The sequence below is a fragment of the Pseudomonas trivialis genome (assembly GCF_036864995.1).
Classification (GTDB): Bacteria; Pseudomonadota; Gammaproteobacteria; order Pseudomonadales; family Pseudomonadaceae; genus Aquipseudomonas; species Aquipseudomonas trivialis.
On sequence record NZ_CP142151.1, the window covers coordinates 4,582,260 to 4,595,381 of the forward strand.

10 protein-coding genes are annotated in these 13,122 nt (G+C 58.5%); 2 read left to right on the forward strand and 8 right to left on the reverse strand.

The features are described from left to right. Positions 1–4 precede the first annotated feature (4 nt). From greA to grpE, 7 genes are all read right to left on the reverse strand, one after another. Positions 5–481, reverse strand: coding sequence for a transcription elongation factor GreA (gene greA, locus VRB54_RS20185; protein WP_003235048.1), 477 nt, complete (start codon positions 479–481; stop codon positions 5–7). After that, positions 478–3,699, reverse strand: coding sequence for a carbamoyl-phosphate synthase large subunit (gene carB / locus VRB54_RS20190; protein ID WP_003235050.1), 3,222 nt, complete (start codon positions 3,697–3,699; stop codon positions 478–480). Before carB ends, greA begins: the two co-directional genes overlap by 4 nt. A gap of 104 nt (positions 3,700–3,803) precedes the next feature. Continuing rightward, positions 3,804–4,940, reverse strand: coding sequence for a glutamine-hydrolyzing carbamoyl-phosphate synthase small subunit (carA, locus tag VRB54_RS20195; protein WP_003235052.1), 1,137 nt, complete (start codon positions 4,938–4,940; stop codon positions 3,804–3,806). Positions 4,941–5,197: 257 nt separating this feature from the next. Then, on the reverse strand, positions 5,198–6,004 hold the full coding sequence (dapB, locus tag VRB54_RS20200; protein WP_209984936.1) for a 4-hydroxy-tetrahydrodipicolinate reductase: 807 nt from the start codon (positions 6,002–6,004) through the stop codon (positions 5,198–5,200). A 9-nt stretch (positions 6,005–6,013) separates the two neighbouring features. Beyond that, complete coding sequence (dnaJ, locus tag VRB54_RS20205) at positions 6,014–7,138, reverse strand: molecular chaperone DnaJ (protein WP_003235057.1); 1,125 nt, start codon at positions 7,136–7,138, stop codon at positions 6,014–6,016. 317 nt (positions 7,139–7,455) lie between these two features. Next, entirely contained in the window at positions 7,456–9,372 is a 1,917-nt protein-coding gene (gene dnaK / locus VRB54_RS20210; protein WP_338478517.1) for a molecular chaperone DnaK, read from the reverse strand. A 102-nt stretch (positions 9,373–9,474) separates the two neighbouring features. Continuing rightward, positions 9,475–10,035 (reverse strand): nucleotide exchange factor GrpE, encoded by a 561-nt coding sequence (gene grpE / locus VRB54_RS20215; protein WP_003235061.1) that lies wholly within the window; start codon positions 10,033–10,035, stop codon positions 9,475–9,477. Between the two features lie 254 nt (positions 10,036–10,289). Between grpE and recN the strand changes: the two genes are divergently transcribed. Next, the gene (gene recN / locus VRB54_RS20220) at positions 10,290–11,963 is read left to right on the forward strand and encodes a DNA repair protein RecN (RefSeq protein ID WP_338478518.1); all 1,674 of its coding nucleotides are present in this window, start codon (positions 10,290–10,292) and stop codon (positions 11,961–11,963) included. Between the two features lie 88 nt (positions 11,964–12,051). Here recN and fur read toward each other — a convergent pair whose 3' ends face one another. Then, positions 12,052–12,456, reverse strand: a complete 405-nt coding sequence (fur, locus tag VRB54_RS20225) for a ferric iron uptake transcriptional regulator (protein ID WP_003194220.1) — start codon at positions 12,454–12,456, stop codon at positions 12,052–12,054. A 98-nt stretch (positions 12,457–12,554) separates the two neighbouring features. Between fur and VRB54_RS20230 the strand changes: the two genes are divergently transcribed. After that, positions 12,555–13,085, forward strand: a complete 531-nt coding sequence (locus VRB54_RS20230; RefSeq protein ID WP_338478519.1) for an outer membrane protein assembly factor BamE — start codon at positions 12,555–12,557, stop codon at positions 13,083–13,085. Positions 13,086–13,122: the final 37 nt, after the last annotated feature.

Genomic DNA, 13,122 nt, shown 5'->3' on the forward strand with positions numbered 1-13,122 from the left:
TCTTTCAAACGTGACGAACTTCAACAATCTCGTACTCGATCACACCGCCCGGTGTCTTCACGGCCACCACATCGCCCTCTTCCTTGGCAATCAAGGCGCGGGCCAGCGGTGAACCTACGGAGATCTTGCCGAGTTTGAAGTCAGCTTCATCCTCGCCCACGATGTGGTAGACAACGCTTTCGTCAGTCTCGACGTTGGCAATTTCCACGGTGGTGCCGAAAATCACCTTGCCGGTCTTCGGAATCGTCGTCACATCGATAACCACCGAATTCTGCAGGCGGCCTTCGATGTCGCGAATACGTGCCTCGACCATGCCTTGCTGTTCGCGAGCGGCATGGTATTCGGCGTTTTCCTTCAAGTCACCCAGCTCGCGGGCCGTACCGATGTCCTGGCTCAGCTTTGGACGTACGACCTTGGTCAGGTGGGCGTGCTCCTCTTCCAGGGCCTTGAAGCCCTGGACGGTCATTGGGTATTTGGTCATGCCTTCAATCCTGCGTGTAGATCCTGCAAGCGACGCACGGTCTTTTCCGGACCGAACTTGAGCGCTTCGCAGATGGCTTCGCCAGCAGCAATGGTGGTGGTGCAGTAGATCTTGTGCTGCAAGGCATTACGACGAATGGAGTAGGAATCCGCGATCGACTGACGACCCTCGGTGGTGTTGATGATCAACGTCACTTCGTCATTCTTGATCATGTCGACCACGTGCGGACGGCCTTCCGTCACCTTGTTCACGCGACGTACTTTCAGGCCGGCAGCTTCGATCAGCTTGGCGGTCCCGGCGGTAGCCACGACTTCGAAGCCCAAGTTGATCAGATCACGGGCAACCCCTGCAACCAGTGGCTTGTCGTCATCACGCACGCTGATGAACGCAGTCCCGCCGGTCGGCAGCACTTCGCTGGCACCCATCTGGGCCTTGGCAAAAGCTTCACCGAACGTATCGCCCACACCCATCACTTCACCGGTGGACTTCATCTCAGGGCCCAGGATCGGGTCCACGCCAGGGAACTTGGCGAAGGGGAACACCGCCTCTTTCACACTGTAGAAGTTCGGAATGATTTCCTTGGTGAAGCCGATTTCCTTCAGAGTCTTACCGGCCATCACGCGGGCAGCGATCATGGCCAGGGACACACCGATGCACTTGGAAACAAACGGCACGGTACGCGAAGCACGCGGGTTGACTTCGATGACGTAGATGTCTTCACCCTGCAGCGCCAACTGCACGTTCATCAGGCCGACCACGCCCAGCTCCAGGGCCATTTTCTTGACCTGTTCGCGCATCTCGTCCTGGATGTGCGCCGGCAGCGAGTAAGGCGGCAGCGAGCACGCGGAGTCACCGGAGTGAACGCCCGCCTGTTCGATGTGCTGCATGATTGCGCCGATTACCACGTCAGTGCCGTCGCACACCGCATCCACGTCCATCTCGATGGCGCAGTTGAGGAAGTGATCGAGCAGCACCGGGCTGTCGTTGGACACCTTCACCGCGTCACGCAGGTAACGCTTGAGTTCTTCTTCTTCGTAGACGATTTCCATCGCACGGCCGCCCAGCACATAGGACGGACGCACCACCAGTGGGTAGCCGATCTTGCTGGCAGCACGGATGGCTTCGTCTTCGCTGCGCACGGTGGCGTTTGGCGGCTGACGCAGGTTCAAGCGCTCAACCATTTGCTGGAAGCGCTCACGGTCTTCGGCACGGTCGATGGCGTCCGGGCTGGTGCCGATGATCGGCACGCCGGCGGCTTCAAGGGCACGCGCCAGTTTCAGCGGGGTTTGGCCGCCGTACTGGACAATCACACCTTTTGGCTTCTCGACGCGGCAGATTTCCAGCACGTCTTCCAGGGTCACCGGCTCGAAGTACAGGCGATCGGAGGTGTCGTAGTCGGTGGAAACAGTTTCCGGGTTGCAGTTGACCATGATGGTCTCGTACCCGTCTTCGCGCAGGGCGAGAGCGGCGTGTACGCAGCAGTAGTCGAACTCGATGCCTTGGCCGATACGGTTGGGTCCGCCACCGAGGATCATGATCTTGTCGCGTCCTGACGGCGCGGCTTCGCACTCTTCCTCGTAGGTGGAGTACATGTATGCGGTGTCGGTAGCGAACTCGGCCGCGCAAGTGTCAACGCGCTTGTAGACCGGAAAGATGTCCAGCTTGTGACGATGGGTGCGCAGGTTTTTCTCGGTTACACCCAGCAGCTTGGCCAGGCGTTGGTCGGAGAAGCCTTTGCGCTTGAGGCGGAACATCAGGTCGCGGTCGATAGACGACAGACCGAGGGTCTTGACCTTCTCTTCTTCCTTGATCAGATCTTCGATCTGCACCAGGAACCATGGGTCGATCATGTTCATGCCGAAGATATCTTCGACCGACAGACCGGCACGGAACGCGTCCGCCACGTACCAGATACGCTCGGCACCCGGCACGGTCAACTCTCGCTTGAGGACGCTCATGCTTTCCGGGTTGCTCAGGTCGAGCTTCTCGTCCAGACCGCAAACGCCAACTTCCAGGCCACGCAGGGCTTTCTGCAGGGATTCCTGGAAGGTTCGGCCGATGGCCATGACTTCACCCACGGATTTCATCTGGGTGGTCAGGCGCGCGTCAGCCTTGGCGAACTTCTCGAAAGCAAAGCGCGGCAGCTTGGTCACAACGTAGTCGATGGATGGCTCGAAAGACGCCGGCGTGGCGCCGCCCGTGATTTCGTTTTGCAGCTCGTCCAGGGTGTAACCAATAGCCAATTTGGCAGCGATGCGCGCAATCGGGAAACCGGTTGCTTTCGAGGCAAGCGCCGAAGAGCGCGATACACGCGGGTTCATCTCGATGACGACCATGCGGCCGGTGTCCGGGCAGATGCCGAACTGAACGTTGGAACCGCCGGTTTCAACGCCGATCTCACGCAATACCGCCAACGAGGCGTTACGCATGATCTGGTATTCCTTGTCCGTCAGGGTCTGCGCTGGAGCAACGGTGATCGAATCACCGGTGTGCACGCCCATCGGGTCGAAGTTCTCGATGGAGCAGACAATGATGCAGTTGTCCTTTTTGTCGCGGACAACTTCCATCTCGTACTCTTTCCAGCCGATCAGGGATTCATCGATCAGCAGCTCTTTGGTCGGCGACAGGTCCAGGCCACGGGCGCAGATTTCTTCGAACTCTTCACGGTTGTAAGCAATACCGCCACCGGTGCCGCCCATGGTGAACGACGGACGGATGATGCACGGGAAGCCCAGCTTTTCGAGAACCGCGTTGGCCTCTTCCATGCTGTGGGCGATACCGGAGCGCGGGCAGTCCAGGCCGATGGACTTCATGGCCTTGTCGAAACGCGAACGGTCTTCAGCCTTGTCGATGGTGTCGGCGTTGGCACCGATCATCTCCACGCCGAACTTCTCCAGAACGCCTTCGCGCTCCAGGTCCAGGGCGCAGTTCAGAGCGGTCTGGCCACCCATGGTCGGCAGCAGGGCGTCCGGACGTTCTTTCTCGATGATCTTGGCAACGGTCTGCCATTTGATCGGCTCGATGTAGGTGGCGTCGGCCATGTCCGGGTCGGTCATGATGGTGGCCGGGTTGGAGTTCACCAGGATGACGCGGTAGCCCTCTTCGCGCAGAGCCTTGCAGGCCTGGGCGCCGGAGTAGTCGAATTCGCAGGCCTGGCCGATCACAATCGGGCCGGCGCCGAGAATCAGGATGCTTTTTATGTCTGTACGTTTTGGCATGGGTTTGTCACTCAAATCCGCAGGTCAGTCGGCAAGCCGTCTTGAACAATCTTGAAGTACCTGCGGGGGCCACCGAAAACCGGGGCCGCCCGCAGGCCGCTCAGTCAGCGTCGCTTGGCCATTTCATTGATGAAACGGTCGAACAGCGGCGCTACGTCGTTCGGGCCCGGGCTCGCTTCAGGGTGGCCCTGGAAGCTGAACGCGCTCTTGTCGGTGCGCTCGATGCCTTGCAGGGAACCGTCGAACAGCGACTTGTGAATCGCGCGCACGTTGCTTGGCAAAGTCGCCTCGTCCACCGCAAAACCGTGGTTCTGGCTGGTGATCATCACAATGCCAGTGTCCAGGTCTTGCACCGGATGGTTAGCACCGTGATGGCCATGCCCCATTTTCAGGGTCTTGGCGCCGGAGGCCAGGGCCAGCAGTTGGTGGCCCAGGCAGATGCCGAATACCGGAATCTCGGTCTCCAGCACATCTTTGATGGCCTGGATCGCGTAGTCACAAGGCTCGGGGTCGCCCGGGCCGTTGGACAGGAACACGCCGTCCGGTTGCAGGGCCAGTACGTCGCTGGCAGGGGTTTGCGCCGGCACCACGGTCACGCGGCAGCCACGCTCAACCAGCATGCGCAGGATGTTGTACTTCACGCCGTAGTCATAAGCGACCACGTGGTAAGGCAGCTCAGCGGCATCGATGGTCGCGTGGCTGTCGGTCTTCAAGTCCCAGACCGTGGAGCGCCACTCGTACTTCTCTTTGACGCTGACGACTTTAGCCAGGTCCATGCCTTTGAGGCCTGGGAAGCCCTGGGCTGCGGCAATCGCCGCCTCTTCGGAAATATTGTCACCGACCATGATGCAGCCGTTCTGCGAGCCTTTTTCACGCAGGATGCGCGTGAGGCGGCGCGTATCGATACCGGCGATTGCCACAACATTGTTGGCTTTCAGGTAATCGGACAGCGACATCGTGTTACGCCAGTTGCTCGCGACCAGCGGCAGGTCACGAATGACCAGGCCCGCCGACCAGACACGATCAGACTCGACGTCTTCCGGTGTGGTACCGGTGTTGCCGATGTGCGGATAGGTCAGGGTAACGATCTGTTGGGCGTAGGAAGGATCGGTAAGGATTTCCTGATAGCCGGTCATGGCAGTGTTAAACACTACCTCTCCAACGGTCTGACCGTCGGCTCCAATGGCTTCGCCGCGAAAAATGCTGCCATCAGCAAGGGCGAGTATGGCTGGCTTAGTCAAGAAGACCTCCCGTAAATAAAGCCTGAAAGGGCGATCGCAGGTTGTAAAAAAGCGGAGTGACGTATGGACACGTCACCCCGCTTCTTCACTGAATTATTCTGCGCGCTTTTAGTGAACACACTAAAGCTGTAGGTTACAGAAAAAGCCTTTTTGGGTCCACCGCTAATAAGCCTTGAAGACAGAGGAATGCGACAGGGCGTCGCTTAGCGGGTAAAAACAGAGCCCAGGAATAGCCCTGAGCCCCTTTTGGCGACTGCCTAGTGCAGGTCCAGCACATCGCGCATGTCGTAAAGGCCCGGTTCGCGACTTTCCAGCCACAGCGCAGCACGTACCGCGCCCTTGGCAAACGTCATACGGCTGGAGGCCTTGTGGGTGATCTCAAGTCGCTCGCCTTCGGTGGCGAACAGCACGGTGTGATCACCCACTACATCTCCACCACGAACGGTAGCGAAACCAATCGTGTCACGCGCACGCGCGCCGGTATGACCTTCCCGACCGTAGACCGCTACCTTCGACAAATCACGACCCAGCGCATCGGCAATCGCCTCACCCATGCGCAGTGCGGTACCCGATGGCGCATCGATCTTGTGACGGTGATGGGTTTCGATGATCTCGATATCCGCCTCATCTCCCAGCACACGCGCCGCCAGGTCCAGCAACTTGAGCGAAAGATTCACGCCCACGCTGAAATTGGCCGCGAACACCACAGGAATATCCCTGCCCGCCTCCACCAGGAGCTGCTTCTGCTCGGCGCTGAGGCCCGTGGTGCCAATCACCATGGCCTTGCCCGCCTTACGGCAGAACGCCAGGTTTTTCAGCATCACGTCCGGCAGCGTGAAGTCGATCAGTACGTCGAACTCGTCAGCCACCTGCTCCAGATTGCCGGACAGCGACACACCGATGCGCCCCAGCGAGGCCAACTCACCGGCATCCGCACCGATCAGCGTACTGCCCGGACGAACGATTGCTGCAGTCAGCCCCGACGCCGGCGAGCGCTGCTGCACCGCTTCGACCAACGTCTTGCCCATGCGCCCGGCAGCGCCCATCACGGCTATACGTCGCATACTCATTCCTTACAGGTCGCCGAAAAAGCGCTTCACGCCATCGAAGAAGCCCGTGGTCTTGGGCGAGTGGGAGTCGTCGCCTTCCAGCGAGCTGCGGAACTCCTCCAGCAGCTCACGCTGACGGCGGCCCAGATTGACCGGAGTCTCTACCGCAACACGGCACATCAGGTCGCCCGCACCGCCACCGCGCACCGGCGCAACGCCTTTGCCACGAATACGGAACTGCTTGCCGGTCTGGGTGCCTTCCGGGATCTTGAGCTTCACGCGACCATCGAGCGTCGGAATTTCCAACTCGCCGCCCAACGCCGCATCCACAAAGCTGATAGGCACTTCACAGAACAGGTGCTTGCCATCGCGCTGGAAGATCGAGTGCTCACGCACACTGATCACCACGTACAGGTCGCCCGTAGGCCCGCCCTGGGCACCCGCCTCGCCTTCGCCCGACAGACGAATGCGGTCACCGGTATCCACACCTGCCGGCACTTTCACCGAAAGGGTCTTGTACTCTTCGACACGCCCTTCGCCGTGGCAGGAGTCACACGGATCGGAAATGATCTTGCCCTGACCATGGCAACGTGGGCAGGTCTGCTGCACCGAGAAGAAGCCCTGCTGCATGCGCACCTGGCCAATGCCGCCACAGGTCGGACAGGTAATCGGCGAGGAGCCCTTCTTGGCACCCGAACCATCGCACGGCTTGCAGTTGACCAGCGTCGGCACACGAATGTTGACGCTGGTACCACGCACGGCTTCCTCAAGGTTCAGCTCAAGGGTGTAGCGCAGGTCGCTGCCACGCTGGGCGCCACCGCGCTGACCACCCCGGCCACCGCCAAAGAAGTCACTGAACACATCACCGAAAATATCGGAGAAATTCTGCCCGCCAAAGCCGGCACCGCCGCCGCCCATGCTCGGGTCAACGCCCGCATGACCATACTGGTCATAGGCCGCACGTTTGTTGGGGTCAGACAGACATTCATAGGCCTCATTGGCCTCCTTGAACATCTCTTCGGATTCCTTGCTGTCCGGATTACGGTCCGGGTGATGCTTCATCGCCAGGCGACGGTAGGCCTTTTTCAGGTCCGCCTCGCTGGAGCCACGCTCCACACCCAACACTTCGTAATAGTCACGCTTTGCCATAAGTCTTTGCACTCTTAAGGACGTTCGGCCAGACCCTCCTGAGCCCCGCCAAACTCGTTGAGCCCCAATACAGGCCCGGACCCAACTCACGTCAATTCAACGATCCTGGTCGTTACTGCTTTTTAGCCGGGCAGCCGGCGAAAAGCGCGGTATTTATCGCTCGGAAAGCAGGAGCATTCCCGATCACACCGCCAGCATCCGAACGCTGTCGCATGCTGTAAAAATTCGCATACCCCAGACACGCCAACGCGGGAGCAAGCTCCCGCGCGGCGACATCCTACCAGTCACCGCCGGAAAGCGGTCAACCGGGCGACCTGTTACTTCTGGTCTTTGACTTCTTCGAACTCGGCATCAACCACGTCATCGTGCTTGGCTTCAGGCTCTGCCTGCTGCGCAGCACCCTCGGCCGGCTGACCTTGTTCGGCGTACATTTTCTGAGCAACCGGCGCGGAGACTTTCGACAGTTCCTCGACCTTCGCTTCGATGGCAGCCTTGTCGTCACCTTTAACGGCAGCTTCCAGGGCAACCACGGCAGCTTCAATCGCGGCCTTCTCTTCAGCGGTCACTTTGTCGCCAGCGTCAGCGATCATCTTGCGAGTCGAGTGAACCAGCGCGTCACCCTGGTTACGGGCACCGGCCAGTTCTTCGAACTTCTTGTCCGCTTCGGCGTTGGTTTCAGCATCACGAATCATCTGTTGAATTTCTTCATCAGACAGACCGGAGTTGGCCTTGATGGTGATCTTCTGCTCTTTACCGGTGGCCTTGTCTTTCGCGCCGACGTGCAGGATGCCGTTGGCGTCGATGTCAAAGGTCACTTCGATTTGCGGCACGCCGCGTGGCGCTGGTGGAATCTCGGCCAGGTCGAACTTGCCCAGGGACTTGTTCTGCGCAGCCTGCTTACGCTCACCTTGCAGCACGTGAATGGTCACGGCGCCCTGGTTGTCATCGGCAGTCGAGAACACCTGAGATTTCTTGGTAGGAATCGTGGTGTTTTTCTCGATCAGCGCGGTCATCACGCCGCCCATGGTTTCGATACCCAGGGTCAGCGGGCTGACGTCCAGCAGCAACACGTCTTTAACATCACCTGCCAATACCGCGCCCTGAATGGCAGCACCCATGGCAACAGCTTCGTCCGGGTTCACGTCTTTACGTGCTTCCTTGCCGAAAAACTCGGTGACAAGCTTCTGCACCAGTGGCATACGGGTCTGACCGCCGACGAGGATGACGTCGTTGATCGCGCCCACATCAATGCCGGAATCTTTCAGCGCGATGCGGCAAGGTTCGATGGTGCGTTGAACCAGGTCTTCAACCAGGGCTTCGAGCTTGGAGCGCGAGATTTTCACGTTCAGGTGCTTTGGACCGGTAGCGTCTGCGGTGATGTATGGCAGGTTCACATCGGTCGACTGCGAGGAAGACAGTTCGATCTTGGCTTTCTCGGCCGCCTCTTTCAGGCGCTGCATGGCCAGCGGGTCACCTTTGAGGTTCATGCCGCTTTCTTTCTTGAATTCGTCAACGAGGTAGTCGATCAGACGAATGTCAAAGTCTTCACCACCCAGGAAGGTGTCACCGTTGGTGGCCAACACTTCGAACTGGTGCTCGCCGTCCACTTCCGCGATCTCGATCACGGAGACGTCGAAGGTACCGCCACCCAGGTCATAAACGATCACGGTGTGATCGCCCTTGGCCTTGTCCATGCCGTAAGCCAGAGCGGCTGCGGTGGGCTCGTTGATGATGCGTTTAACGTCCAGGCCCGCGATGCGGCCGGCGTCTTTGGTCGCCTGACGCTGGCTGTCGTTGAAGTAGGTCGGAACGGTGATCACCGCTTCGGTGACTGTTTCGCCCAGGTAATCTTCGGCAGTCTTCTTCATCTTTTTCAAGATTTCAGCCGAGATTTGCGGCGGCGACATTTTCTGGCCGTTTACTTCAACCCAGGCGTCACCGTTGTCAGCCTTGGCGATCTTGTACGGGACCATCTTGATGTCTTTCTGCACGACTTCTTCGTCGAACTTGCGACCGATCAGACGCTTCACTGCGTACAGGGTATTGTGCGGGTTGGTCACAGCCTGACGCTTGGCCGACTGACCCACCAGAATTTCGCCATCGTTGGCGTAAGCGATGATCGACGGCGTGGTCCGCGCGCCTTCGGCGTTTTCGATAACTTTAGCTACGCCGTTTTCCAGCACGGAGACGCAGGAGTTGGTGGTCCCCAGGTCGATACCGATAATTTTGCCCATGATTTACTCTCCCGAAACTTGAATTTGGATGCCGCAGCAGTGGTGGCTAACTGCGGTAGCACTTAAACGCTTGACTTATAAATGGGGGCCTTGCGGCGGATTTCAAGCCTGCTCATCAATAGAAGGTGCAGCCGGTGCCGGCGCCTTGCTGACCACCACCATTGCCGGGCGCAGCAAGCGACCGTTAAGTTGGTAACCTTTCTGGAACACCTTCAACACACTGTTAGGCTCCAGGTCATGGCTTTCCTGCATGGCCATGGCCTGGTGATGCTCGGCGTTGAACGGCTCGCCGCCTTGCGGATCGATCGCCTCCAGCTGATAACGCTTCAGGGTGTCCTGGAACATTTTCAGGGTCAGTTCGATACCTTCGCGCATCGGGCGGATGTTTTCGTCGTCCGGGTTGGACAATTCAAGCCCACGCTCCAGGCTGTCGATGATCGGCAGCAGGTCATTGGCGAATTTTTCCAGCGCGAATTTATGAGCCTTTTCCACATCCTGCTCGGCGCGGCGGCGGACGTTCTGCAGATCGGCGGCAACACGCAGAGACTGGTCCTGCGCGGCGACCAATTGCTCTTCGAGCACTTGCACACGAGTCGCCAGTTCATCGCCGACAGCCGAATTGGCGTCTGGCGCTTGCGTATCCTGCGTCTGTTCGTCAGCCATAGATTTCTCCTTTCAAAATCATGCGCGATCTCAACTCGCGCTTCTGTTCCGGTATATGGGGCCACAATTTTCAGGTTCAAGAGCGCGGTCGTTACCAAAAGTCTTTCGTGCACTCACGCACACTTCCTGCGCATTCATTCTGCATTGCGCTAAAAAAACCGATTGACCAAGCAAATCGAGCTAAGCGGGAGGATTGTCAGTCTTGAATAAAACACTGTATAAATAACCAGACCTAAAGCCTGGGAGCGGCCGTCATGCTCGTGCACCTGTCCGTACATAACTACGCCATCGTTGAACATCTGGATCTCGAGCTGGATCGCGGGATGAGCGTAATCACAGGCGAAACCGGCGCCGGCAAGTCGATCATGCTCGACGCCCTGGGCCTGACACTCGGCGACCGTGCCGACAGTGGCGTGGTGCGCCCCGGTGCGGACAAGGCCGACATATTGGCTACCTTCGACCTGGCGGACATCCCCGAGGCCGAAACCTGGCTGGCCGAGCGCGACCTGAACCATGAAGGCCCCTGCATCCTGCGCAGGGTCATCACTGCCGAAGGGCGTTCGCGCGGCTATATCAATGGCACACCCTGCCCCCTCGGCGACTTGAAGGCCCTGGGCGAATTGCTGATCGATATCCACAGTCAGCATGAACATCAGTCGCTGCTGAAAACCGACACCCATCGCCGGCTGCTCGACGAATACGCAGGCGCCACCGAACTGGCGCGCCAGGTCCAACTGGCCGCCCAGCGCTGGCGCCAGACCCGCCAGGAGCTGGAACGCCTCTCAAACTCCGGCGACGAACAACGTGCTCGCCACCAGTTGCTCAGCTATCAACTTGAAGAACTGGAAAGCCTGAGTCTTGGCGAAAGCGAACTGGAACAGCTGGAACAGGAACACAAAAACCTCACGAACGCCGAGACCCTGCTGGGCATATGCCGCCAGGTGGTCGAGCAATGCAGCGAGAGTGATTCGGGTAACGTACTGAATGCACTCACGGCCAGCCTCAATCGGCTTTCCAGCGTAAACAACGCATCCGGCTCGCTGAGCGAAGCCACTACCCTGCTCACCAGTGCGCAGATCCAGGTAGAGGAAGCCGTGGGCGAACTCAACCGCTTCCTCGACCACTTCGATGCCGACCCGGCACGCCTGCAGCAAATCGAGGAACGCCTGGACACTATCTATACCCTGGCGCGCAAACATCGCATCCAGCCTACTGAAGTGGCTGCGATGCAGCAGAAACTGATGGATGAAATCGAGACACTGAACGCCAATGATGAATCCATCGAGCGACTGGGCGATGAACTCGCTTCGTTCGCCCGACATTATCAGGAAAAGGCCAGGGAGTTGAGCGAGCTTCGCCAGCAGGCATCCACCCGCCTGGCCGGTGCAGTGGAACAGGAGATCCAGCGACTGGGCATGCCGGGCGGCCGCTTCGTGATCGAGCTTCGCGCCAATGCCAACAACGAACTGCAGCCTCACGGCCTGGAACAGGTGGAACTGCTGGTCAGCGCCAACCCTGGACAACCGCTCAAGGCGCTGGCAAAAGTGGCATCCGGGGGTGAGCTGTCACGCATCAGCCTGGCGATCCAGGTCATCACGGCACAAACTTCACGCGTACCGACGCTGGTGTTCGACGAAGTGGACGTGGGTATTGGCGGGCCAACCGCTGAAATTGTCGGCCAGTTGTTGCGTCGACTTGGGGATCGCGGTCAGGTACTGACCGTCACTCACTTGCCGCAAGTGGCAGCCCAGGGCCATCAGCATCTGTTTGTGCACAAGGTACGAGGCAGTGATGCGACTCATACGGCCGTGTCCAAGCTGAACAAGTCCGAGCGCGTGGAGGAAGTGGCGCGGATGCTGGGCGGCATCGACTTGACCAAGGAGTCTCTGGCTCACGCGAAGAAAATGGTGGTAGCGGCCAAGGCTTGAGTTGAGTCTCTTCTCCCTTCTATAGAAAGCACGAAGGCGACCCTGAGGTCGCCTTCTATCGTTTTGCAGAGCGAATCTGCAACGATTTTTACTTTTTCTTACGTATGTAGAGTACGAGATTGTGGTCAACCAAATCGAAGCCATGCTCCTCAGCAATCTTGTGCTGAAGGGCTTCGATTTCCGGACTGGTGAACTCGATAACCTCATTGGTATCCAGGTCAACCATGTGGTCGTGATGACCACCGTCAGCCAGTTCGAACACTGCATGACCGCCGTCGAAATTATGGCGAACCACCAGCCCTGCGGCTTCAAACTGGGTCAGCACACGGTAAACCGTGGCCAGTCCTACATCCTCGTTAGACTCCATCAGCGCCTTGTAGACATCCTCGGCACTCATGTGGCGCTGCTCAGCAGAATCGAGCATTTGTAGAATCTTGACTCGAGGCAGAGTCACTTTGAGACCGGCTTTGCGTAGTTCGCTATTTTCAACCATGGTTAGCTTTCTCGCGGATGCTGCTTCGCAGCTTCTCTTAATACGGGTATGATCGGCGTTTACGTTGTCCCAGCCAAGATAGTGGAAGTCGCCCACCGATGCAAAACACCAAGCTCTTGCTAACCAGTTTCACCTTTGTGGGACTGCTCGCACTCGCCGGTTGTTCATTCCCCGGGGTTTACAAAATCGACATCCAGCAGGGCAATGTCGTCACGCAGGACATGATAGACCAGTTACGCCCGGGAATGACCCGACGGCAAGTACGGTTTATCATGGGTAATCCCCTGCTGACCGACACTTTCCATGCCGATCGCTGGGATTATCTGTACAGCCTTCAACCGGGTGGCGGTGAACGCCAGCAGGAACGCGTCAGTGTCATTTTCAATGGCAATGATCAGCTCGTCAGCCTTTCCGGTGACTTCATGCCTGGCGTAAGCCGTGATGAAGCCCTGCTTGGCAAGGACACAGGCACTGCACCTGTGACTGCTCCCGCGCAGCAAAGCGAACAGCCCAAGTCAGAAGTACCGGCCAAGCCTGGCTCTTTGCTGGACAAGATCCAGAAAGACGTCGACGGTGTAGAAACTGTTCCAGTCCCGTCGCCACAGCCTCTGGACACCAGCCCGCAGTAAGTTGGCGGCGATCGATAAAAAGCCTGGCATGCCGGGC